Raw genomic sequence first — 22,681 nt, 5'->3', positions numbered from 1 at the left:
TGAGTGGCATGCGGGACCGATCGACACATCTCGACGCCTTGATTGAAGGCTATGACAGTCCGCCGGATGACGCTGAAGAACGGGTGCGCTCCTTGTCGGTTTTGCGGGCCTGGCAGCTCGCGCTTGAAACCAAGGATCTCGCAGGTCTTGAGGCGCTGATGCACGAGGATATCGTCATCGACCTGCCGTTCAGCGAAAGCGGACGAACTGAATCCGGCTTTTTTCGCGTCTATCAGGGAATTCCGGAATGCCTCGACTTCTGGCGAGCCGCTTTCCAGTTCGAAAAGCAGTTGCACCCCTTCACGGAGATGGAGCTTTTCGTCAGTTCGGATGGATCCCGCATCTTCTTCGAAGGGCAAGGGCATGTCACGATGACAACGGGCGCCGAATATCGCAATCGCTATGTCCTGCGCATCGATCTGGATGATGGCAGGGTCCGGCATTATCGCGAATATTATAATCCGATCATCTCCGCATTCGCCTTTGGACGACCGATCGCCGGCCAATTAAAGCTCGACAGATTATAACGCTTGGTTCTGATGTGTCGGCCATGCGCTCACATCTTCGATATATCCCCGACGGTCAGCAGATGACGCCGGATGCCCGCATTGCATTGATCTGCTCTTCGTCGATCCCGATTTCGCGCAAGATCTGATCGCTATGCTGCCCGATCCTGGGCGCTACACCGCCCACCGTAGCGGGCGAATGGGAATAGTCGACAGGATGAGCGGCGACACGCACCGGCCCATAGTCCTCTGTGTCATACTCCCTGACACATTCCAGGTGACGCGCCTGCGGATCGGCAAGAAACTCCTCGACCGTATTGACCTTGCCTACTGGAAGGCCCTCGCGCACGGCGATCTCCTCCAGTTCCATCGATGTGAATTTCAGCGCACCCTTTTCCAGTTCGTGCCACAAGGCTTCGTAATTCTGGACACGTCTGATCGGGTTGGAAAATCGATCATCCTCTAGAAGATGTTCTACATCCAGTACCCTGCTGATCGCCGCGAATTGTTCGTCCGTCTGAATATGTCCCATGAACATTCCGTCGGCTGTTCGAAACGGGCGGGTGATATTGATGACCGGCGTGCGTTCGTCCCCTTCGATAAAACAAAGGTTATGCAGATTGTCGACCAGCGAGAAGAAGGCGAAGGATTTCATCAGCGGAACAGAGATCAACTGCCCCTCGCCGCCGTTACGCTCCCTGTGGAAGAGCGCCGCGTTGACCGCGCTGACTGCGGTGCTGGCTGCGTATTTGTCCACGAACATGGACCGCAGCGGCATCGGCGGCCCTTCAGGTCCCTGCAACGCCATGGCCCCGGTGAGAGGCTGAATCACCTGGTCGAAAGCCGGCCTGTCGGCATAAGGCCCATCGGGTCCGAAGCCGGTTATCATCACATAGATAAGGCGAGGATTGCTGAGCTTGAGCTGTTCATAATTGAGCCCCAACCGCTGCAGTGCCGCCGGCCGCGCGTTCACCAGCATGACGTCGCATTCCGCCGCGAGCGATTGCGCGACGGCGCGCCCTTCTTCGCTCTTCAGGTCCAGCGCTATGCTGCGCTTATGCCGATTGACCGCAAAGAAATGTGAGCACATGCCCTTATGCTGCGGCTTGACGTTCCGGAAGGGATCTCCCTTCAGCCCCTCAACCTTGACCACCGATGCCCCAAGGTCCGCCAGCATCGTCCCGGCCAGCGGACCAGCCACCATTTGGGTGATCTCCAGCACCTTGATGCCGGCAAGGGGACCTCTGCTCGCTTCATTCGCCATGAATTCCATCTCCGTCCAGCCTGTGCATGGCACTGCTGCATCAATTTATACAGATGTTTTATCTATGCTGAATTACATCTGCAACCAAGACCCATCATCAAGATCGAGACGTCCCCATGATATCATGGGCCGTTCGGAAGGGGGCGTCAGCGCGAAGTTGTCATCGCCGTCCAAGAAGTTTCGGCGAGGAATCGGGCGGCTGCCCCCGAACAGATGCTGTGCTCTGCTTCGGTGGGTAAGCCGATTGAGCGTATCCAGCGAGCCGGGTCCGTCTGCATGATCATATAGGGATAATCCGTGCCGGCGAACACCTGCCCAGGTGCCATTTGCGTTGCCAGATAGGTGAGATAGTCCGGATCATAGACATTTGTATCGTAAAAGAATTGGCGCGCCTGATCGATCGGACCGATAGTGCTTTTCCCTTCAAATCCATTGGTGCCCAGCCAGCCGAGCTGCAACCGCCCCAACATCGCGCCGAGCGTGCCTCCTCCATGGCTGAAGGCTACACGCAGGCGAGGAAAACGGGTCAACACGCCCGCCATGATGATTGCGGCCGCTGTCATGCCGGTGTCCACCGGGAAAAGGGCAAATCCTGTGAAGCCAACATCAGCCGGGAGCGTCTTTGCCGCAATAGGATGAAGCGCATGAATGAAAACCGCCATGCCTTCCGCTTCGGCGGCTTCCCAGAAGGGATCAAATTCTGAGCCGCCGAGCAGCTTTCCATTGATATTGCTGCCGATTTCAATTCCCACCAGGCCGAATTCCGCCTTCAGTCGTGAAACCATGCGAGCCGCGACATGCGGGTCCTGCAAGGGAACCGACCCCAGCCCTCTAAAACGCGATGGAGCAGCAGAGACCATGCTGGCGATCAAGTGATTGGTTGCGTCGCACACTATATGCGCGTCATCGACGTCGAGCCAATAGGACAGCAGTTCCGGCATGGGCGAAAGGACCTGCACGTCCACGCCATCCCGGTCCATGTCCTCGATCCGGCGTGCTACATCCCAGGAACGCGCATCCAGCTTCCTGAAAGGCGTCTCGCCAATCATCAACGTGCCTTCAATAGAAGACTGGCACTGCATGCACGGCCAACGCGATGCGACCTTGTCATTTGGGGCCGCAGGAAAAGAAAGCGGCGAGACATGCGAATGGACATCAATGAAGCTGGACAACCCATTATTCCTTTCGATTTCCGGGCCGGTCGTAGGCCCAGATTACACCGCCTAACGAATTTTCCGGCTGATCACTTCCTTCATGATTTCCGAAGTTCCGCCATGGATGCGGTGAATGCGCGCGTCACGCCAAAGCCGGGCTATCGGATATTCGTTCATGTACCCGGCGCCGCCATGAAGTTGCAGCGCCGCGTCAACGATGTGCCAAAGATTCTCCGAATGCCACAATTTGGCCGCGGCCGCCTCTTCCGAGCGAAGCAGACCCTGCAAATGCCGCGTCCGCGCCCAGTCGAGATGCGCCCATCCCACCTGCAACCGCGTCGCCATGTCGGCCAGGGTGAACCGCGTGTTCTGGAATTCGAATATCGGCTGACCGAACGCCGTTCGTTCCTTGACGAAGCGGACGGCTTCGTCGAAGGCCCGCTGCGCCTGGGCTTGCGCGCTGGTCGAGATGGCGAGTCTTTCCTGCCCCAACTCCGACATCATGTAGCGGAAGCCCTGCCCTTCCTCGCCCAGAAGGTTGGAGACAGGTACCCGCATGTCGTTGAAGAACAATTCGGACGTATCAGCGCCATGCAGGCCGATCTTGTCCAGATTGCGTCCCCGCTCAAAGCCGGGTGTATCGGCCTCCACCAGGATCAGCGAAACGCCCTTGGCGCCCTCTTCTCCCGTCCGCACCGCCAGAAATACGAGATCAGACAAAAGGCCGTTGGAAATGTACAGCTTGCTGCCGTTGATGACATAATGATCACCATCGCGACGTGCGGTAGTGCGCAAATTCTTGACGTCTGATCCACCGCCTGGCTCCGTCATTCCCAAAGCCGTGACGATTTCGCCGCTGATCATGCCCGGCAAATAGCGGGCTTTGAGTTCTTCCGAACCGTAGTTCAAAAGATAGGGTGCGGTGATCAGGGATTGGAGACTGACACCCACCGGCGCGTTGATATAAAAAAGCTCTTCGAGAAATACGAGATCATAGGAGATATCGAGACCAACGCCGCCATAGGCCTCCGGCATGCTCGAACAGAGCAATCCCGCCTCGCCAGCTGCCCTCCAAAAGGCTCTGCTGGTGATGCCCTCAGCCTCCCACTGATCGAGGTAGGGCTCGGCTTCCCTGGCGAGAAATCTGCGCACGGAATCTCGGAATTGCGCGTGACTATCCTCAAATCCCATGCGCCCGCTGACGTCGAGCATCTCAGACTCTCCTATGCAACCGGACAGATATTGAAGCCCGTACCGGGCGCCGCATCATCCTCATTGGCTCACTGAAGATAAAGCATCGTTTTATATTCGATGCAACCAACGGAAATATGGAATCGTCATATTTCGCTGGGGCTATAGGCAATTTTATCGCCATATATAGTTCGATTGCACTATTTATGACAAGAAATGGTCGAACGGCGCGGGGAGCACAGGATGAGCGAGAGCGAAAAAGCCGTAGAGGCGAATTGCGGTACCGCCGCGGCGACATTGATCTTGTTCTCAGACCGCCCGGACCGAGCTGCGGAACATCTCATGATCCAGCGCAGCGCTAAACTTCGGTTCGCACCCAACGCGCTGGTATTTCCGGGCGGGCAGGTGGACGAGGACGATGGCGTGATCGCGACCGATGCCAGGTTCGTCGATGTTCAGGTTGAGGACCGGGTCGAACGCTCTCATCGCGTGGCTGCCATTCGCGAGACGCTGGAAGAAACCGGCCTGGCCGTGGGCTTCGCGCAGCGAGGCGCGGTCGATGTGCCGGCCATGCAACGCGCGCTGAAAGAGGGGGCATTGTTCAGCAGCCTGCTCGCGACAGCGGGGATCAGCCTCGATATGTTGGCGCTGCGCCCTTGGGCACAGTGGCATCCTCGCCTGTCGCATCGTCGTTTCGACACGCGCTTCTATATTGCGCGGCACGACGGTGATCGCACTGTTCGGGTCGACCCGGACGAGGTGGGCCGGGCGCTCTGGATCACCGCAACTGATGCGATCGCCGAAGCGGAAGCAGGGCTTGCAAAAGTCATTTTCCCGACTTTGTGCAATCTGGAACGCCTGGCGGAGCATCCCAACTTTACGGCGGCGGAAGCACATCTGGCGACAATCGAATGTCGGCCGATTTCGCCGCAATTGCATGATGATGACAGCGGGAAGAGTTGGATCTCCATACCGGACGACAGCGGCTATCCCCTCACTCGTCGCCTGCTGTCCACGCTACAAGTGCCATGACCGAAACCGGCCCCGATCTCGCGCTTTATTACGCGCCTACGCCGAACGGATGGAAGATCACCATCTGCCTGGAGGAAATGAGACTGCCTTATCGAATCTGCCCCGTGACATCGGCCGGGACATTGCCGGAGGGGTTCCTTGCCGCCAGCCCGAATGGCAAGATCCCTGCGCTGGTCGACCGCCATGGGATGAACGGGCAGCCACAGGCCATCTTCGAGAGTGCAGCGATCCTGCTCTATCTGGCGGAAAAGACGGGAAGGTTTCTCGATCCCGCGCCGGATGATCGCTACGCCGTGATCCAATGGCTTGTCTGGCAGGCCGCGGGCCTGGGTCCGGCAGCGGGACAGAACGGGCATTTCCTATTCTATGCACCGGAAAAGCTGCCCTACGCCATCACCCGATTTGGCGGCGAAGTCCGGCGGCTATATGCCGTGCTGGATGCCCAACTCGCGCGAACCGGGGCCTTTGTGGCTGGCGACAACTACTCCATTGCGGACATGGCATGCTTTCCCTGGATCATGACGCACAAGGCACAGGGCTTGAGCCTGAACGACTATCCAGCGCTCCAGGCCTGGTTCGCGCTCTTGCGCGCGCGTCCGGCCGTACAGCGCGGCATTGCCGCGGGCGGCGGCATCGATGCCATGCGCTCCCACGCCTTCCAACGACCCCAAGGTCTTGAGGAGCAGAAAAATGAAGCTTGAAATGTTTTTCGATTGTTCCAGCCCGTGGAGCTATCTCGCCTTCGAACGCGTCATTCCGTTGGCAGAAAGCTTTGGCATCAGCGTGGATTGGCGCCCTGTGCTGGCTGGCGGGATCTTCAATGCGGTGAACCCTGGCATCGAATATTTCAAGTCAAAGGACAAAATGCCGAAGCGCAAGGTCGATTATCACCTGAAAGTCATGCAGGATTGGGCGGACGTGACCGACGTGAAGATCGCCTTTCCGCCGGCCGGACACCCTGTGAACAGCGTCCGGGCGATGCGCGCATGCCTCGTCCTTCGGCCGGTGGGTAAACTTGTTCCTTTCGCGCGCGCCTGCTTCCAGGCGATCTTCCGCGACGAGCGGCCGCTTGGCGAAGATGCGGTCCTGCTCGATATATGCGATCGGGTCGGGGTGGATGGACCATGGCTGTTGGACCGCATAGCCATGCAGGAGGTCAAGGACGCCCTGCGCGCTGAAGTCGACGAGGCCATTGCGCGCGGTGCCTTTGGCGTGCCTACATTCTTCCTCGATGACACCGACATGTATTTCGGCGTGGATTCGCTACCGCTTGTGAATGCCCGGATGAGCCGGGCGCGCGTCGTCGGCTGAGGGGCGTACGCCGCCGCCGTCCTGCATTTCGCGACCCTCTGTCGAGCTTGTGGACGGCTGATACATCCTCGACCTCGATCGGATCCAGTCCTTCGCGCAGTGGTTCGACCGTATAGCACGTCACGCGAAAGACCGTCCGATCTGCGGCCAGCGGTTTACCTGGTCTCATGCCGTTGCTAGACCGCCCGGATGATTGATTTGTCGCTGAGGCACTATCGCAATTCGGATGGGCTGACACTTGTTGGCGATATTGGTGGGTCGCTCGAAGCGCCCGCCGTGGTTCTGCTGCATGGTGGCGGGCAAACCCGCCATTCCTGGTCCGGCGCAATGACGAAGCTGATCGAGCAAGGGTACCTGGTGATCAATTATGACGCCCGCGGCCATGGCGATAGCGACTGGTCGCCGACTGGCGATTATTCCCTTCCTGCCTTGGCGTCGGATTTGCGTGTGATCCTTTCAACCCTCAGTGGACCCGTCGCGCTTGTCGGTGCTTCCATGGGCGGTATAACGAGCTTTTTCGCAATCGGCAGTGGCGCTGCTCCATCGGTCAGCGCACTGGTGATGGTGGACATCGCTCTCCGCCCGGCGGCGGCCGGCGTTGATAAAATACATCGTTTCATGACAAGCCATCCAAATGGCTTTGCCACGCTGGAGGAGGCTGCGGCCGCAATTGCCGCCTATAATCCCGATCGCCCCCGGCCCCGCAATCTATCAGGTTTGATGAAGAATTTGCGTCTGCGAGACGATGGACGTCTTCACTGGCATTGGGATCCGCGTCTCATGGCGCAGCGGCCGACATCGGAGCCGCCCTCAAGATTGCGCCAACTGGAAGAGGTGAGCAGCGCGGTGACGGTGCCCACTCTTTTGGTGAGGGGCGGAAACAGCGATATCGTCGATGATGAAAGCGTCTCCGACATGTTACAGCGGGTGCCGCAGACGGAGGTTTTCAATGTGCCCGGAGCCGGACACATGGTCGCGGGCGATCGCAACGATGCGTTCAACGAGGGCGTTTTTGCCTTCCTGGCCAAACATCACCCGCTCGTAGACCGTTGATCCTGAATAATGTGGCTGTCGAAGGCCGTCACATGGATAGTGCCGAATTTGTGTCGGCAGTTCCAGCATCTGTTCAGCCCAGCGCTGAACAGATGCTGGAAAAGCATGGTGGGGTAGACTGCTGTCCACCCCACGCATCTTAAAGGCCGTCGAGCCCCTTGCTGACAAGAATGTTCACCGCCACACGGCGATTCTGCGCCTTGCCTTCCACGGTGTCATTGCTCGCCAGGGGATCAGCCTCGGCCATGCCGGTGGGCGTCAACATGCGATAAGGTTTCCAGCCGCAGGCCTGCTGCAGATAATTCACCACACGGCCGGCGCGCTTCTCGCTCAGTACCTGGTTGAATTCATCGCCTCCGGTCGAATCGGTATAGCCGACTACCAGCAGGAGGGCATTGCTCATCCCCTCGGCCGTTGCCGCAGTCGCGCAAAGGTCGTTCTTGGCCTGTGCGGACAGCACGGCCTTGCCCGTGTCGAAATTGACGTTCGTCGTGCTTTTCACATTATACTGGTCGATCTCGCCCATCCGGCCGCGCAGTGCGGCAGTGGCCGCCGTCTGTTCCTCAAAACCCTGGGCGGTGCCGTTCTGAATCATCGACGCTGTCTTCAGATCCTTGTTCTGAAGATTGATCTGGCTCGCCACCAGGCCTCCGCCCGACTGCAATGTCTTGACCGTGACCGGCAGGCCATTCAGCAGGGAGGCTGCAGCCAGCCTGCTGCGGTTGAGGCCAAAAAAGCCCTTGCTGGCGCTGATCTTCGTGGCGTCGTCGATGACGATGACCGACTTGGTGCCGTCGGCCGCAGTCACCTGCATCTTGTCGCCGCTGCGCGCAGAAATAATGCCCTTGATTTCCGGCCCTTCGGTCTTCTCTGCCGGGAGATAAGCGGTCGCAGATACATCGGCTGACGGCGGATCCTGCGTCTGTGCTGCCAGGCTGCCCGACGAAGCGCCGGCCAGCAGGGCAAGAACGAACAGATATTTCGGGCTGTTGGATATGACACTCATCACGCTGCTCCTCCAAATTCGATCAGTCGGGCCTGCGTTACCGCAGCTTTTCGTCCGACTGCCGTTCGCATGATGGCGTGTTCGGCTGTCAGAAACCCCTCCATTGTCTTCCCACAAATCCTTCATGACGCCACGAGCGAGCGCCATGGGTGCTCTGCCTGTTAACCTTGACCTTTCTGCTGCATGAACAGTCTGGCGCAGTCCAGTAGTTGTTTAGGCAGTTGGAGCGCATCTTGCGACGAACCGAAGGAAGCGCCTTGGGCGATCTTGCCGTCATACTCGTCCCTACGGGCCAATAGATGCCCGCTATATTCAGCCGATATGGCGATTTTTGCCTGGGCGGGAGAAGTGCTGAAATAACAACGGAATTTGAACAGTCCGCTATTTGTCCTTTTGAAACATCCTCTTGGCATTGGTCGAACGACTATTCTCCTTCACCTGACCGCCGCGGGATCGGTATATCTGTAATGCATATCCGACACGACTCAGCCGCCCCTGTTCCGCGGGGACGCCCTATTTGATTGATCTGCGTAAAGAAGGGAAATTTTGAGGAACATTGCGCAGGGCTGGGAGTATTGGTCCTGAGTGGGACCACTATGAAGCCCGCCTCAAGAAAAGCAGGCCGGACAATGGACAGCAATTTTCTTCCCTGGGTGGCGGCCCACAGCGAAAATATCCAGTTGCGTTTCAATGCGCATCATGAAAGCCACACAACGGTCGCTCGTCATCTTCTCCACCGGGAACGGATTGGGGAAACGTTGCTATTCTCCGGTCATGATGCCCGTGCCGCCTGCATCGATGGCGAAACTCTGTGGGAGTTGAGTATTCGGCATTGGGATGGACATGACACGCATCTGGTGGGGCCGTCACTGGAAGAATGCCTCGCTCTGGCTGAAAAGCTTTTGCTCCCCTCGACGCAGGGTACGCTCGCAGCTTGACTTCGCCTGATTACTTCAATCGGTTCGTGCCCCTCAACGCCTTTCGCCAGAGGTCAGGGCCGCTCATCCATCAACGTGCGAACCAGCGACTGCATGCCCGCGTCGAATTTCGCCAGCATCACATGATCGTTCGCCGTCTCGAAATGCGTGATCAATCCGTTTCCGGTCCACCGATGAATCGCGAAGGCCGGCGGGTCCGCAACGATCATCGGACGGTTGTCGGGAGCCTCCGGGTCCATCGGCCGCATGTCGAGGGCAAGCTGCGGCGCGGTTGATGAGCAGATCGCGATCGTCGTGCCGTTCCAGGGCGCGACGACGGAACGATGGATGTGACCGCAGAGGATCGCCTGCAGATTGGCGCGGCCAGCGATCGTCGCGGCAAAGCGCAACACCCACGCTTCGTCGGGATGGGTGTTCATCCAGTCAATGCCCACTTCGACGGGGGGATGGTGCATGACGATCAATGTCGGGGTAACGTCATCTTCGTCCAGTCGGGCGGCAAGCCATTGCGCGCGCCGTTCGCAGAAAGCGCCGCCATGACGCCCCGGTTCCAGAGTGTCGAGCATGATGATCCGCCGTCCGTCCTGATGGATCACATATTGGACAAAGCCGTCCTGGACGGGAATGTGCGGGAAATGCATGGCGAAATGCGCCCGGTCGTCATGATTTCCCATGCAGGGCCAGACCGGAAAATCGCACTGGCTGAAAGCGTTCGCCAGACGGCGGTAGCTGTCCGCATCGCCCCGGTCGGTAAGGTCGCCGGTCGCCAACAGCAGATCGGGGCGGTTGGGGCCGTCATTCAACGCCCTCAATACCTGATCCAGCCGCTTGCGGTTGAATTCGGCGGGGTTGTCCGGGTCGAAGCCCAGATGGATGTCCGTGACCTGCGCGATCAGCATTGGTCTGCTCCCCCTCTTATTGCCCTTGTCTGACCTTATGTGCATCGGTTGCTGCAGAGGCAGTTGTTCGATCCTGCGGTTCAGCCCGGCTTCGGCATGCGCGGAAGCGCGGGGTTGGCCGAGTTGGTCAATTTTTTCCGGTCTTGCATATCCTTGTCCAGCGACGGGGTGGCGGGCGCCCATGGGGCACCATCGCCGATATGATAGCTGTGACACATGGCGCAGCCCGAAGGCACGTCCGCCTTCGCCTTTTCCCCGCCGTGACAGGTGCGACAACTGTCGATTTTCGGCAGCAGCAATTGCCGGGCGTCATGCGACCTTGGCGCTGCATGGCAGCTTTCGCATTTCTCGGTCCTGTGGGCGGCGTGATCGAACCAGCCGTTCATCATGTAGCGCATCGGCTGGTGTACCGGCAGCACCTGCCAATTCGCATTGCCATTGGTGCCGGGTGGCGTGACGGTGTGGCAATCATAGCAAGCGCCGCCCTTCGAGAATACCGCACGTATCGCGTCGTCGGCGCGGGAGGGGCGAGTGGCCGCCGCACCGAAATAAGCGTGGTAGATCCGTCCCTGAGCATAATCGCCGGGCCGACGACGCGCCACGCCGCCGAGGGCCGGAGGCTCGACCGGCCCGGTCGAACGGAAATAAGCGCGCAGGTCAGCAATCACCTGATCGGGCTGGCCGTGGCGGAGCGTGCGGACTGTGCCGCCGATCGTCTCAAAGGCAAGACTGTGGCACATCTGGCAGTCGCGCTCCATGTCCACCGGCAGGAAGCGTACGCCATCGGCGGTCGGCTTGTGGCAATCCTTGCAGGCAAGTGCGTCGCCAAATCCATATTGCACCTTCATCGTCCGCGCCATTTTCGCGACACCGCCCGTCGCGGACAAATGGATGTCATGCGGGAATTTGAGACCGCTGTCGTCTGCCAGCCGGCTATCGAGGGATCTGCGCGAGAAGCTGGGGCGTTTGCCCGGCCGCGTTTGAACCAGCACGGAAAATTGCGGATGGCTGGTGCCGAAATCGGCGGCATTGCCGATCTTGCTGTCCTTGAGCCGGTCCTTCAATGTGCCATGACAATCCGTGCAGAAGGCCTGCGGCGCGGGCTGCATCGGACCCGCCCCTTCATGTTCGCGATGGCAATCGACGCAGGCGCCCTCAGGCGGTTTGCCAAAGGCGGCAGCTACCCCTGCCAGCAACTTGCCCCCCAGCCCCGCTTCTGCCCGCGCCATGGCGATGCGGGCGGCGGGTGCATGGTCGTGCACGTCCTTGTGACAGGTCTGGCAGGCGCTGTCGCGGACAGAAACGAACGCCTTTTGATGGCAGGTTTCACAACGTCCTTCGAGCGCGTGATGCGCCTGGCTGAGCGGGCCGGAGGACCAGCTCTTGTCGCCCACGACCGTGTAGATGTTGCGCATGTCGTTTGCCGGCCGGCTGGCATAGCTCCAGATGGGCACGGCCAGGAATCCGATCAGGATCGCCAGCGCCAGTCCCCACGCCGTCAGCCGCTTGCCCGGCAACAGGCCGCGCAGCGAGAAGACCCTCGCTTCCTCTTTTTCCTCCGAAGCTTCCGACACGGCGTCGATGCGGCGGATGGAAAGGACGGTTGCTCCATCCTCACCCCGCGACAGGGTGATGCGGTGCCCCCCGAAGCGTAGTTCCGCACCCTGGGCAGGATCGATCTCGGCACGCAGGACCGTGCGGCCCTCCAGCTCGAAACCCAGCGTGCCGGTGGCGCGCAGGCGGACGGTGCGCTCGTCGACCTGCTCGATCCGGGCATGATCGGGCTCCAGCGCCAGGTCAGGCAAGTGAATGTCGTTTTCCGCCGCTCGACCCAGCGAAAGTTGCGATTTGGCGATTGACGTGGCGCGAACGATCTCGCGGCCATCGGCGGTGAGGCTGATCTGACGGACTAGGAAGCTCATCTCACGCTCACCAGTAGAAGAAGACGCTGACGATATGCGCGGTCAGCGCGGCCAGCAGGGCAAAGGTGGCGGGCACATGGATGTAAAGCCAGATTTCCAGCAGCGCCTTCAGCTTCAGGTGTCGGCGCAGGCGGGCCAGCATAGCCTGCTTGCGTTCCAGCAGCGCATCGACCCTTTCCAGCGGATCATTGCCGGTATCCGGCGTGTCGCCCGTCCAGCGGCGCAACGCCGCCTGCGCCCGGGCCGTGGCGCAACGGGGATAGCGGCCGGAAAGGCGCGCCACCAGGCCGCCGCCAAAGGGATCATCTTCCAGCGACTGGCGCACCAGCGCGGCCTGCTCATGAGTCAGGGGCTGCGCGGCATCATGCAGTTGCCGGTCGATGGCGCGCACCGCGTCGAGCATCTGCACCTGCGTCATTTCGGCGCGGTTGTTGCTGAGGGCTGTAGGCAAGGACGCATAGACGGTGATGCCGAACAGGCCCGAAAGGATCACCAGCATCATCAGCGCATAGGCGAGCGTATGGACGTTCCAGCCAAGCTGGAAGCCGGTGTGCAGCGTGGCGATGACGATCAGGCTGAGGCCAAGATAGACATGGGCGGATGTCCATGCCTTGAGCGACCAGCGTCCCCGCGTCATCGCCCGCTTGCGCAGGCCGAGCAAGGTCAACCACAGGATCAGCAGCGCGCCGATCGTGCCCATGGTATAGCCGTACCAGCTACCGCCATTATGGTGCGGCGTGACGTCGACCAGCATATAGCTGGCGATCGACAGTATGCAGATCATCGTCGCGATCTTCAGCCAGCGAAAACCGGCGTGGCGAAGGAAGCCGTCATGCAGCACCTCGCCCCTGGCGCGGCGAATGGGGCTGGCGGCAGGCGTCGCCATCAGCGCGCCTCCCCGCCAAGCCGGGCTACCGTCAGGAAATCCTCCGGTGCCACGCGTATGGCCGCTCCAGTGGGACAGGCGCGCACACAGGCCGGGCCGCCCTCAATGCCCGAGCACATGTCGCATTTGATGGCTTTTTTCGGCTTTTCAACGCCGGGTTCCGCATTCTTGTAGCGCCATTTCTTCGACGGTTCGCCCGGGCCGGGGCCAGCACCGAAGAACATCCAGCTGAGCAGACCCGGCTTTTTGGGCGGCACGCTGTCCATGCGGATCACTCCATAGGGGCAGTTGCGCTGGCAATTGCCGCAACCAATGCAACTGTCGTCGATGAAGACCTCTCCATCAGGGCCGCGATGGATGGCGTTGGGCGGGCAGTCGGCCATGCAGTGCGGATGCTCGCAATGGCGGCAACTCGTTGGCACATGCAGGTGGGCGTAGGTGCGGCCCGCTTCCCGGTCGAGGCGGGAGAGGCCGTCGTGACTGTCCGCGCAGGCCTTTTCGCAATTATCGCAGCCGACGCAGAGATGTTCGTCGATGAGGAGAACGTCAGTCGCTTCGCCTATGCCATTGTCGACCAGGAATTTCGCCGTTTCCGAATACATGTCGACGACGGTCGAGAAGCTGTCCTTGCGGCTTTCGACAAATGCGTTGACGTCCTGCCGAGCCGCCATGTCGCGCCGGGCGCGTTCCAGCAGGGCAGGCTTGGCGGCCATCAGCCTGGCGAAGGCATCGCCGTTCAGCCTGATGACCTCGGACTTGACCGTCGCCTTGACCGTGGCCGTGCGCGGGCCGCCTGCGATCAACGCCATTTCGCCCACATAGCTGCCGGCGGGAAGATAGGACAGGAAGACGTTTTTCCCGCCGATCTTCTTTTCCACGATCATCGACCCGACCCGGATCACATAGATGTCATTGCCGATATCGCCTTCGGTGAGGATCGCCTCCCCCGCCTTCACCGTTCGGATTTCCGCCGTGTCGAGAATGTCGGCAATATCCGCCGGGGTCAGGCCTGCGCCGAACATCTGGAGCAATTGCCGCTCGGTCGAGATGCGGGTGATGGCGCGCTTGGCGGGAGGGTTGGAGGACATGAGCTTGAGCGCCGCCGTGCGCGACACCTCCACCATGATCGAGTCAGTGCCGGCCCGTACGGTCGCGCCGCGGCGGCGGCCGGAAATCAGGCCGACCTCTCCGAAGATCGAACCCTGCTCAATGGGCACATCGACGCCGGGCGCGATTTCCACCAGCGCCTGCCCGCGCGCAATGCCGAAGAGCGAGGAACCGGGGTCGAACTTCTCGAAGATCAGGTCGCCGCTGCGATAGGCGCGCACTTCGCTGTCCAACATGAATTCCCGCATCTGGAGCGGAGACAGCCCCTCCAGGATCGAAACGTTGGCGCGGAGATACTCCAGCCATTCCGCGACGCTCTTCTTCTCCGGCAATCCCGCGAACTTGGCGGCCAGGATCGGTTCGTCCGCAGGCTTCAGGTCGCGATTGCCATTGATATATTCGACGACGTCATAGCCCTGGTTCATGCAATGCTTGATCAGCGGATAACCGGCCAGCGCGCCAATCACGAAAATGCCGGGCGCGGTGCTTTCGAACACCGGCGACAATTTCGGGAAGGCCAGCCGGTCCCCACTGGTGAATTCGATGCCGCAGCTCTCCACAAAGGCGCGCGGCGGAGCGGAGCCCATGCGCGCGATGATGCGATCGCATTTCAGCTTCACCTCGCCGTCACGGCTGTCGAGCGTGATGAAACCGGGCTCCACCTTTGCCGTGGTGCTTTCGGTCATGATGGCAAGGCGCCCCGCTTCAGCGGCGGCCATCAGCGCCTTGACGTTCGCAGCCTTGGCGCTGGCGAACTCGGTCGATCGGTTGAGGATGGTGACGACATTGCCCTGCGCCTCATCGGCAGCGAGACCGAGGGCATTTTCTATGCCTGCATCGCCCGTCCCGACGACAAAGATGTGCTCGTCATTATATTCCGCTGGATCGTCCAGCTGATATTGCACATGGGGCAGGTCGGCGCCCGGCACGCGCATCAGATTGGGATTGCCCTGCGTGCCGATGGCCATGACGACGGCATCGGCAATCACCTCCCTCCCGTCGTTCAGCGTCAGCCGATAAGGTGGCGCGAAGCGCTGGATTTCCTTCGTTTCGCTCGTGCCGTCACGCTTGCGCTCAACGATTTTCTGGATGCTGCCCGCGATCGGATCGCCGGTGCCGACGATCGCCTTCACTTCCGCATTATAGGCTATATTGATGGCCTGCGCGTCTGCCTGTCCGTTCCAGCGGTCGAGAATCGATTCGCGCTTGCCCGCCTCGAAATCGCAGTCCGACCGCAGCACGAGCTGGCTGGGCGTCGCCATCACATGCTTGCCCTTCTGATATTTGAAGATGGTGTCGGACAGATGGTCCGTCTTTTCTATCAGCAGGTGCGAAAGCCCCAGCGCAGCGGCGCGCGCGGCCGCACTCAGCCCCGCCGGCCCCGATCCGACGATCGCGATACGCACGCGGTCATTCAATGATTGTCCCCCGATATGCCCCTGTGTTCCGGCTGTTACCGGACGCTGTCCCGGGCGGCACTCTATCATTTCCGCAGCGTCACGCTAGAGAAGATCGCGGGGAACAACCGGGGAGTGCAAGAATAATGGGTTGGAACTGGAGGCGCGTGTTGCTGATGGGCGCGGTTGGCATCGCCGCTCTATCCATCGGCTATAATCTGACGCACGCGCCCGAGGAAACGAAGGTGCCAGCGCTGCCCTCCCCATTGGCAGCTGGCCAGGAGCCTGCCGATCCGGAGGCGGTGATACGCGCGCTTCAGGAACGGGTCGGGGCCAACCCCAACGATGCGGAGGGCTGGCAAAGGCTTGGCTGGGCTTATTTCGAAAGCGGCCGCCATGCCGATGCGGTGCGCGCCTATCGTCACGCGACAAAGCTCGCGCCCGGCAATGCGACCTTCTGGTCGTCGCTAGGCGAGGCCGCGGTGATGGAGAGCGAGCGTGATCCCATGCCGAAGGAAGCTGCGGACGCCTTTGACCGGGCCATCGCACTCGATCCGAAGGATCCCAGGGCGCGTTACTTCCTGGCGGTGCGCAAGGATCTTGCGAAGGATCATAAGGGCGCGATCCGCGACTGGCTCGCCCTGCTGGGCGACACGCCACCGGGCGCGCCATGGGAAACCGATCTGCGCCGGACGATAGAGCAGGTGGGAAAGATCAACGGCATTGATGTCGCGGAACGGCTGGCCGCGGTGAAGCCGACTGCGCTGCACCCGCCATTGGGTGCCGGCATGTCCGTGGCGACGGCGGCGATCCCTGGTCCCAGCCGCGAGCAGATGCAGGCCGCGGCACAGCTTCCCCAAGGACAGCAGGACGCGATGGTCGGGGGAATGGTGGCCAGTCTGGAGTCCCGACTGAAGGCCAATCCGGGCAATGTCGACGGCTGGATCATGCTGATGCGCAGCCGCATGACGCTGGGCGAGACGGGCAAGGCGGTGGCGGCCTATGCGCAGGCGCGGTCGGCCAATCCAGCGCAGGCAGCGCGGATCAGGGATGAGGCGCGGATATTGGGCGTGCCGGGCGCCTGAGCCACGCGCCGCCAGTCCTGTCGGGCCAGTCATCCCCGGCCAGTTTCAACGAAGCAAAGGCGGTCGCCAGCCCTTCATATCCACTTCGTCGCTGACCTTATAGGGTATTCCCCGGGAGGTCAGGAACAGCCGCTCCATTTCCGGGCGGGTAAAGGGGCGCGAGCCGAGGCGACCGAACACCGCGATCTGCCCGCCCGTTTCGTCCACCGCGCGATCGCGGTCCAGCCCTTTGGACAGCGCCAAGGCCGGCGAAGGCGTCCGTGCCCAGGCGATCAGCTCCGGCTTGGGCGCTGGCGAAAAGCCGTAGAAATTGGGCTGGCTGGCCGGACTGGTCAGCTGCACCACCTTCAGGCCATTCCGGCCATCCGCGACATAGGCGAACAGCGACGCGTTGGTCGTGCCGACGATCACATCCTCCACATCGGTCATCTGGCCACCAAACGTCTCCTTGGCGTAGACGACGGGACGCAGCGGATTGGTGATGTTGACGATTGCAAGCCCTTCGGACTTGGCCGCCACATAGGCATAGGTCCGGGCAAGATAGATCCGGCGCGCATCGGCCAGCGGCACGGTGGCGGACGGCACCGCCACCGGATCCGTAAGCTTCGTCACGTCGAACAGCTTCAGCCCTTCTGAATCCGTGACCCACAGATAGCGGAACTGGATCGCGCTGGCCCGCGCGTCCTTCATCGGGCGGACGGCGGCAAGACGGGGGTGAAGCGGGTCGCTGAGGTCCACCACGACCAGTCCGACATCGGCAGTGATATAAGCGATCTGCCCCGCAAGCTGGATATGCCGCGCCCCGTCGAGCACGCCGTCGGGATTCCACGTGACTGCCCGCTTCAGGAAATTGTTGCGGAAATCGCCATCGGCCATGGTCTCGATATTGACCATGATCAGCCCTTCGACGCTGTCCGTCACCGCCGCATAGCTGTAGATCGGCAGGAAGGGCTGTTCCTGGTTGATCCGGCGCAGTTCCGGCGTGTTGCGCAGCGGATTGACCGGCTGGTTGGTGGCAAGCGCCATGCAGGTCGCGTTCCTGGATGAAACGCCGCTGTTGTGGCCCAGCTTTGAGAAGGGCGCACTCAGGATCGGTTCGGAAATACCCTTGTTCGCGATGGATGCCACGTCATAGACGCGGAAACCGCCCTTCCCCTCGGCCACATACATATATTCGCCGCGCAGTTGCAGGCATCCGACGCGATCGGCCGTCCCCTTCACGACATTGCGGAACTCTTCCACGGCATGGGTCTCGCCGGAAGCCTTGCCGTCGAAATATTTGCCGCGCACCCAGTTCTTCAGTTCGCGCTTGTTCTGCTCGACGTGCAGCTTCCAGTAATCGGGATAGGCATATTTCTGCAGATAGCTGCCGATCACGGCCTGCGGCTCGTCCCATTCGGTGACGCGGATCGCCTCGAATCCGCTCTCCAGCCCGGTCCAGGCGTTCAGGCCGACGAAATTCACGAAATTGGTGCCGAGCAGCAGCAACTGCGACATGATGGCATTATTGTCGTCCTTGGCCGACAAATGACAATCCGTGCAGGTCTTTGTCTCCGTCCGGCGCACTGTATGCGGGAAATGGGGGGCAAAGGCCTGCGACGAAAAGCCGATGCCCGATATCGGCGGCTGCTGGATGTAGATGCGTTCGCGGTTGATGTTTGTGGATGACAGGACCAGCGCCGAAGTCGAACGAACCGGGGCCGTTTCATTGCCCTTGGTCGTCATGTGCTTGCCGAGCTGGAACATCTCGTCGCGCGCCACCTGCGGGTTATAGGTCGCGAAGTTGCGCGTTTCCTCTCCATCAAAATGGTGAAGCGAGGTCTTCCAGTTCGCTTCGATCGGCAGGTGGCAGCCACCGCAACTGGTCGTCCAACTGAGGTGGCAGGTGAAGCAGGCCATGCTGTCGTCGCCATGCGCCCGGTCTTCCTTGGCGACGCCCGGCCCAAAGGCAAAGCTGCCGTCCTCCGCGCCCGAACGGCTCATCAGCTTGGCGCGAGCGGCCTTGGCGTTGAAATGCGGATTGGCCGGATCGACCGAATCCTTCACCAGCGACACTTCCCACTCCAGCTTCGGGTCGACGATCGAACGCTGGATCAGCCGTTGCCGCCCGCTGGCATCGAAATACCATTCGAACCGCCGCTTGCCGTCCGGATTGCGCAGCAGCGCAAGGTTCGTCCCCTTGGGCGGCGCGGCCGGGCCGGAGGTCAGCAGCGTCGGATAGGCGTCGGCCGTACCATGGCAATCCTTGCACCCGATCTCGATCGCATTGGCCACCTCGCCATAGATGAAGCCGTTGCCATGGCTGTCCTGCGCGAAATGGCAGTCGGCACATTGCAGGCCTTTTTCGGCATGGATGTCCATAAGATGCACGGACTTGCCCGGATTGGTGCCGACGGGGACGAACTTGCCCTCCCCTTTCCTGCGCCATTTTTCCGGGTCCTCGGGTGACACGATCTTGCCGTCCGCGTCGAGCAGATTGCCTTCGCGGTCGCGCTTGAACACGCCGCGGAAGTTCCAGCCATGGCCATGATAGTCCGCGAACTGCGTGTCCTTCGCCTTGTCGTTCAGGTCATAGACGTTGCGCAGAAATTCCAGGTCCGACCATTTGCCGCGGGGACTGGCCCCCTCGGGATTGCGTTCCAGCGTCTGGTGCACCTGCGCCGCGGTCGGATATTTCTGCTTTTCCGGCCACATCAGGGACGCGTCGGACTCATAGTCCCACATGGTGTAGCCCAGATAGCTGTTCAGGAAGATATTGGGCTGGTGCATGTGACAGTTCATGCACTGCGCGGTCGGGATCGCGCGGGTGAAGGCGTGGCGGATCGGATGACCGCTTTCCTTGACCGCGCCAACGGGATGATCGGGAGTGATCGTCTCGCCATGGGGCCCCTTCAGCCCACCATGGCTGATCTTGGCCGCAATGGTCGGATCGATGGTGGCGGTCTGCCCATCGCGGCCATATTGCGCATAGATCAGGCTGTGGCGGGGCTCGCGGTCATTGGCATAGACGACATGGCACCCGGAACAACCCGAATGGCGATAATCGCCGGGCTGGTCGTTCGTGCCCATGAACCACATATAGGGGTCGTTGAGGCGGGTCTTGTGAATGTTGAGTGCCGGGATCGCCACGCGCAGCCCCGTTCCGGGCCCGCGATTGGACTGCTTGAGGTCCGGTCGCCCGGGTTCTTCCAGCCGCTGGATCGAGCCGGTGGGATTGGGCAGGCCTATTTCCGCGAATTGCGTGTTGATATTGCGCCCGCCTCGCTCGAACACGCGGAAGACGTCGCCCGGTGGAATTACCTGCCACGTCGGCAGCGGATAGAGTTCGGCCAGCGCGCCGCGCGCCTTCTCCCCGGCGGTCAGGGTGCCGGGGGGCGTTCCGGGCGAGACGATCTTCGCCGGCTTGCCGTCCTTGGTGTAGGCTTCCCCGAAGATATAGTTCTTGAAGGGCACGATGCCGTTATTATAGGCCGCCCCGCCCCACAGCATCGCGCCCGATGCCATCAGGGATCGCTCCGCCGCCTCGATGACCTGCATGTGGCACGAGCCGCACGCTTCCCGCGCCACGCGATAGTCGCTGGGGTTGACGAAGCGGACGAATTCCGGCGCCTCCCGGTTCAGCAGCGTGTAGGTGCGCTGCGGATTGGCGGAGGAAGGGTAATGCCAGCTCCTGGGATAGCGGGGCAGGACATGCGCTTTCTCCCGCGCGGCGACATAGGCAGGATCCTCAAAGCCCAGAGCCGGATCGCCACGCACTGCCGCATTGCCGCCATGACAGTCGGTGCAACCCAGCATGACCGCCGGGGTGGCATGCATTGATGGCTCGTCCGTCTTGCTATGGCAGCTGTAGCAACCATCGGATTTCGCGGCGACCTGTTCGGCGGTCTGGCTCATCGGTGCGGGCGGCACGACGGCGTAATGGCGCTCCACCGGCTTTTCGGCGTCGGAGGCGTGGAGGATGGCGACGGGGATGAGGAGGGCCGCGAGCAGCAGGAGGAGCAGCGCCATTCCCGCAAGGGCAGAAATCCTGTTCCCGGGTCGGACCGCGGCGCGTGCCTTCGCGCGAGCACGATAATGCGACAGGGAGGCGGCGGGCCAGCGCATCAGTAACTAAGGATCAGATTTGCGAGCACCGAATAATAGTTTCGGTTGCGCTCGCTGTTGGTGAAAAGGTCGCGAAATCCCGCGCCGGGCAACAGGGTTGCACCCGACAGGCGGAAGACGATGTTCTGCGTCGCCTTGGGTCGCCAGATCGCAGCCGTCGACAGATCCCATCCGATGGACCTGGGAATGCTGCCCTCATTGCGCAGCGCCTGGAGCGTTGCCGTATTCTGGAACCATAGATGGTTGGCGTTGGCCGACAGGCGAAGTTCCGGCATCAGGTCGAAGTCGCCGCCGGCGCCGAGCAGGATGGTGCCGGGATTGTTGAAGTTCGACTGGCCCTGTTCCTTCGAGGAGCGCAGGGAGTTCAAGATTCCGTTCCGTCCGTTGACTCCAATGACGCGCCCGCCGCCGGCGAAGGGAATGGACTGCCTGATCCAGTAGCTGGTGTCGGCTCCCGCAAAGACTGGGTTTTCGAAAATCGCATCGAACCCGTTTTCGCGATTGTCATGAGGATTGCCATCGCCGCTGGCGTACAGGCCTGAGATGCGGAACCGCATCCAGTCCTTGTCGATGCTCGCTTCGGCCGCCGCGAAGAACGCCCTGATCTGCGCGGGACGCGAGGTGAAGAAGCTGTTCCGGTCCTCCCCCAGCGCACCATAGAGCGACGCCGTCAGGTTCACCCGCCCGATCCGTCCGTCCGCATTATATCCCAGATAGACGACATCATATTCCCGCCCGCGCAGGTCGCCGAGCAGCGCCGGACGGACCGGAAAGCCGTTATCGTCGATCTCGATGTCCCGCTTCTCGCGGTTCATGTTGTAAACGGCGGTGATCTGGCTGGTGAGGCCAGGGATCAGGAAGTCCTGGCGATAGAGATTGGCCAGGAATATCCAGTCCCGACGCGGTGACTGCACAACCGAATTGAGTCCGCTGTTAGTGTCCTTCTCCAATCGCCAGAAGGCAGCCAGATTGAACTGGAAGCGGTTATTGTCGCGATTGCCGAACAACCGGATTCCCAATTGCTGATCATTGAACAGGAAACCGCGAAAATCCGACTGAAAGGGCTGGATGCCGACGCGCAACGACCGGAAGTCGTAGCGATCGGACGTGTTGGCAAGGTGATAGTCGACAAAGGCTTCCTGCACGCCCAGAAAATGATCGGTACGATGGGACGGCCGGGAGGGCTGCACGAACAGCACGCGCCGCTCAGGCACGTCCGCATGGTTGACGTTGAGCGCCAGCGTCAGGCGATATTCGATCTCCGGCGGCTTGAAGGCGGTCGCCCCCTTGATGAGGGCCACGCCGCCGATGAAGGTCTGGCTGAACACATAGCTCGCGTCCTTGCCGAAGACGTCGATGCTGCCCGGCCGTTCCGTCGTCTGCACCCCGACCGGGATCGGAAAGGTCCGCGGCTCCAGCACCGTGTCGCTCACCGCATTGGCGACGAAGAACCAGTCGTCGCCCTTGATCGGCAGCCATTTCACCTTTTCGCGGTCGATCGGCCTGTCGCCCTTCAGCGTGTTCTGGTTATAGGGATCGAACCAGCGCTCCTTCACCACACCCAGGCTCTCTATCAGGCGCCAGCGGTCCGGGATCGGAACCTGGTCGGTCGGAAAGGCCTCTGGCGGAGGCGCGCGGACCGCGCCCTTGTTGTCCTGCGTCACCGCGTCGGGCAACGGCGCCTCATATCCGGGGCGACGGCGGCCCTCTATGGACTGCCCATCGGCGTCCAGTATCTCCTGCCAATTGTCCGGCGGAGGCGGCGGCACCGGCTCGCCCGGCTGCGCCAGCGCGAACAGGGGCAGGAGGGAGACGAGACCCATGCC

At 61.2% G+C, this 22,681-nt stretch carries 17 protein-coding genes; 7 read left to right on the top strand and 10 right to left on the bottom strand.

Annotated elements, in window-relative coordinates; genetic code table 11:
• Positions 1-8 precede the first annotated feature (8 nt).
• Entirely contained in the window at positions 9-527 is a 519-nt protein-coding gene (locus tag MRBLMC3_RS10895; protein WP_363828537.1) for a nuclear transport factor 2 family protein, read from the top strand.
• 55 nt (positions 528-582) lie between these two features.
• On the opposite strand, the gene MRBLMC3_RS10890 is transcribed toward MRBLMC3_RS10895, so the two are convergent.
• The 3 genes from MRBLMC3_RS10890 to MRBLMC3_RS10880 all read right to left on the bottom strand — a co-directional run bounded on the left by MRBLMC3_RS10890 (position 583) and on the right by MRBLMC3_RS10880 (position 4,136).
• Complete coding sequence (locus MRBLMC3_RS10890; RefSeq protein ID WP_363828534.1) at positions 583-1,770, bottom strand: CaiB/BaiF CoA transferase family protein; 1,188 nt, start codon at positions 1,768-1,770, stop codon at positions 583-585.
• Positions 1,771-1,916: 146 nt separating this feature from the next.
• Positions 1,917-2,942 carry an amidohydrolase family protein gene (locus MRBLMC3_RS10885; RefSeq protein WP_363828531.1) on the bottom strand — a complete coding sequence of 342 codons (1,026 nt, stop codon included), beginning with the start codon at positions 2,940-2,942 and terminating at the stop codon, positions 1,917-1,919.
• A gap of 51 nt (positions 2,943-2,993) precedes the next feature.
• Positions 2,994-4,136, bottom strand: coding sequence for an acyl-CoA dehydrogenase family protein (locus MRBLMC3_RS10880; protein WP_363828528.1), 1,143 nt, complete (start codon positions 4,134-4,136; stop codon positions 2,994-2,996).
• A gap of 222 nt (positions 4,137-4,358) precedes the next feature.
• Between MRBLMC3_RS10880 and MRBLMC3_RS10875 the strand changes: the two genes are divergently transcribed.
• The 4 genes from MRBLMC3_RS10875 to MRBLMC3_RS10860 all read left to right on the top strand — a co-directional run bounded on the left by MRBLMC3_RS10875 (position 4,359) and on the right by MRBLMC3_RS10860 (position 7,511).
• The gene (locus MRBLMC3_RS10875) at positions 4,359-5,147 is read left to right on the top strand and encodes an NUDIX hydrolase (RefSeq protein WP_363828525.1); all 789 of its coding nucleotides are present in this window, start codon (positions 4,359-4,361) and stop codon (positions 5,145-5,147) included.
• A complete protein-coding gene (locus MRBLMC3_RS10870) occupies positions 5,144-5,848 on the top strand; it encodes a glutathione S-transferase N-terminal domain-containing protein (protein ID WP_363828522.1) in 705 nt (234 codons plus the stop codon). The genes MRBLMC3_RS10875 and MRBLMC3_RS10870 overlap by 4 nt, the downstream gene beginning before the upstream one ends.
• Positions 5,838-6,458 carry a 2-hydroxychromene-2-carboxylate isomerase gene (locus MRBLMC3_RS10865; protein WP_363828519.1) on the top strand — a complete coding sequence of 207 codons (621 nt, stop codon included), beginning with the start codon at positions 5,838-5,840 and terminating at the stop codon, positions 6,456-6,458. The genes MRBLMC3_RS10870 and MRBLMC3_RS10865 overlap by 11 nt, the downstream gene beginning before the upstream one ends.
• A gap of 189 nt (positions 6,459-6,647) precedes the next feature.
• Complete coding sequence (locus MRBLMC3_RS10860; protein ID WP_363828516.1) at positions 6,648-7,511, top strand: alpha/beta fold hydrolase; 864 nt, start codon at positions 6,648-6,650, stop codon at positions 7,509-7,511.
• 139 nt (positions 7,512-7,650) lie between these two features.
• Here MRBLMC3_RS10860 and MRBLMC3_RS10855 read toward each other — a convergent pair whose 3' ends face one another.
• On the bottom strand, positions 7,651-8,517 hold the full coding sequence (locus tag MRBLMC3_RS10855; RefSeq protein ID WP_363828513.1) for an OmpA family protein: 867 nt from the start codon (positions 8,515-8,517) through the stop codon (positions 7,651-7,653).
• Between the two features lie 629 nt (positions 8,518-9,146).
• Here MRBLMC3_RS10855 and MRBLMC3_RS10850 point away from each other — a divergent pair.
• Positions 9,147-9,455, top strand: a complete 309-nt coding sequence (locus tag MRBLMC3_RS10850; protein WP_363828509.1) for a hypothetical protein — start codon at positions 9,147-9,149, stop codon at positions 9,453-9,455.
• A 53-nt stretch (positions 9,456-9,508) separates the two neighbouring features.
• Here the strand turns inward: MRBLMC3_RS10850 and MRBLMC3_RS10845 are convergent, their stop codons facing one another.
• From MRBLMC3_RS10845 to MRBLMC3_RS10830, 4 genes are all read right to left on the bottom strand, one after another.
• Positions 9,509-10,354, bottom strand: coding sequence for a metallophosphoesterase (locus MRBLMC3_RS10845; protein WP_363828507.1), 846 nt, complete (start codon positions 10,352-10,354; stop codon positions 9,509-9,511).
• A gap of 80 nt (positions 10,355-10,434) precedes the next feature.
• On the bottom strand, positions 10,435-12,276 hold the full coding sequence (locus MRBLMC3_RS10840; RefSeq protein ID WP_363828504.1) for a cytochrome c3 family protein: 1,842 nt from the start codon (positions 12,274-12,276) through the stop codon (positions 10,435-10,437).
• A gap of 7 nt (positions 12,277-12,283) precedes the next feature.
• The gene (locus MRBLMC3_RS10835; RefSeq protein ID WP_363828501.1) at positions 12,284-13,162 is read right to left on the bottom strand and encodes a hypothetical protein; all 879 of its coding nucleotides are present in this window, start codon (positions 13,160-13,162) and stop codon (positions 12,284-12,286) included.
• The gene (locus tag MRBLMC3_RS10830) at positions 13,162-15,675 is read right to left on the bottom strand and encodes a cyclic nucleotide-binding domain-containing protein (protein ID WP_363828499.1); all 2,514 of its coding nucleotides are present in this window, start codon (positions 15,673-15,675) and stop codon (positions 13,162-13,164) included. The genes MRBLMC3_RS10835 and MRBLMC3_RS10830 overlap by 1 nt, the downstream gene beginning before the upstream one ends.
• 167 nt (positions 15,676-15,842) lie before the next feature.
• Here MRBLMC3_RS10830 and MRBLMC3_RS10825 point away from each other — a divergent pair, with 167 nt between their 5' ends.
• Positions 15,843-16,751 carry a tetratricopeptide repeat protein gene (locus MRBLMC3_RS10825; protein WP_414714645.1) on the top strand — a complete coding sequence of 303 codons (909 nt, stop codon included), beginning with the start codon at positions 15,843-15,845 and terminating at the stop codon, positions 16,749-16,751.
• 45 nt (positions 16,752-16,796) lie between these two features.
• On the opposite strand, the gene MRBLMC3_RS10820 is transcribed toward MRBLMC3_RS10825, so the two are convergent.
• Together MRBLMC3_RS10820 and MRBLMC3_RS10815 are read right to left on the bottom strand one after the other, a co-directional pair.
• The gene (locus tag MRBLMC3_RS10820) at positions 16,797-20,759 is read right to left on the bottom strand and encodes an LVIVD repeat-containing protein (protein ID WP_363828494.1); all 3,963 of its coding nucleotides are present in this window, start codon (positions 20,757-20,759) and stop codon (positions 16,797-16,799) included.
• 95 nt (positions 20,760-20,854) lie between these two features.
• Positions 20,855-22,678 carry a hypothetical protein gene (locus tag MRBLMC3_RS10815; RefSeq protein ID WP_363828492.1) on the bottom strand — a complete coding sequence of 608 codons (1,824 nt, stop codon included), beginning with the start codon at positions 22,676-22,678 and terminating at the stop codon, positions 20,855-20,857.
• Between the last annotated feature and the right edge of the window lie 3 nt (positions 22,679-22,681).

The organism is Sphingobium sp. LMC3-1-1.1 (genome assembly GCF_040676285.1).
In the GTDB taxonomy this organism is placed as follows: domain Bacteria; phylum Pseudomonadota; class Alphaproteobacteria; order Sphingomonadales; family Sphingomonadaceae; genus Sphingobium.
The sequence above is the reverse complement of the archived record's forward strand: the minus strand, read 5'-3'. Positions and strand labels throughout refer to the sequence as shown.

Excerpts from the sequence above, each read along its gene's own strand:
- MRBLMC3_RS10840 (WP_363828504.1), bottom strand. The coding sequence starts at position 12,276 with ATGAGCTTCCTAGTCCGTCAGATCAGCCTCACCGCCGATGGCCGCGAG.
- MRBLMC3_RS10890 (WP_363828534.1), bottom strand. The coding sequence starts at position 1,770 with ATGGCGAATGAAGCGAGCAGAGGTCCCCTTGCCGGCATCAAGGTGCTG.
- MRBLMC3_RS10860 (WP_363828516.1), top strand. The coding sequence starts at position 6,648 with ATGATTGATTTGTCGCTGAGGCACTATCGCAATTCGGATGGGCTGACA.
- MRBLMC3_RS10815 (WP_363828492.1), bottom strand. The coding sequence starts at position 22,678 with ATGGGTCTCGTCTCCCTCCTGCCCCTGTTCGCGCTGGCGCAGCCGGGC.
- MRBLMC3_RS10875 (WP_363828525.1), top strand. The coding sequence starts at position 4,359 with ATGAGCGAGAGCGAAAAAGCCGTAGAGGCGAATTGCGGTACCGCCGCG.
- MRBLMC3_RS10835 (WP_363828501.1), bottom strand. The coding sequence starts at position 13,162 with ATGGCGACGCCTGCCGCCAGCCCCATTCGCCGCGCCAGGGGCGAGGTG.
- MRBLMC3_RS10825 (WP_414714645.1), top strand. The coding sequence starts at position 15,843 with ATGGGCGCGGTTGGCATCGCCGCTCTATCCATCGGCTATAATCTGACG.
- MRBLMC3_RS10845 (WP_363828507.1), bottom strand. The coding sequence starts at position 10,354 with ATGCTGATCGCGCAGGTCACGGACATCCATCTGGGCTTCGACCCGGAC.
- MRBLMC3_RS10880 (WP_363828528.1), bottom strand. The coding sequence starts at position 4,136 with ATGCTCGACGTCAGCGGGCGCATGGGATTTGAGGATAGTCACGCGCAA.
- MRBLMC3_RS10855 (WP_363828513.1), bottom strand. The coding sequence starts at position 8,517 with ATGAGTGTCATATCCAACAGCCCGAAATATCTGTTCGTTCTTGCCCTG.
- MRBLMC3_RS10895 (WP_363828537.1), top strand. The coding sequence starts at position 9 with ATGCGGGACCGATCGACACATCTCGACGCCTTGATTGAAGGCTATGAC.
- MRBLMC3_RS10865 (WP_363828519.1), top strand. The coding sequence starts at position 5,838 with ATGAAGCTTGAAATGTTTTTCGATTGTTCCAGCCCGTGGAGCTATCTC.
- MRBLMC3_RS10850 (WP_363828509.1), top strand. The coding sequence starts at position 9,147 with ATGGACAGCAATTTTCTTCCCTGGGTGGCGGCCCACAGCGAAAATATC.
- MRBLMC3_RS10870 (WP_363828522.1), top strand. The coding sequence starts at position 5,144 with ATGACCGAAACCGGCCCCGATCTCGCGCTTTATTACGCGCCTACGCCG.
- MRBLMC3_RS10820 (WP_363828494.1), bottom strand. The coding sequence starts at position 20,759 with ATGGCGCTGCTCCTCCTGCTGCTCGCGGCCCTCCTCATCCCCGTCGCC.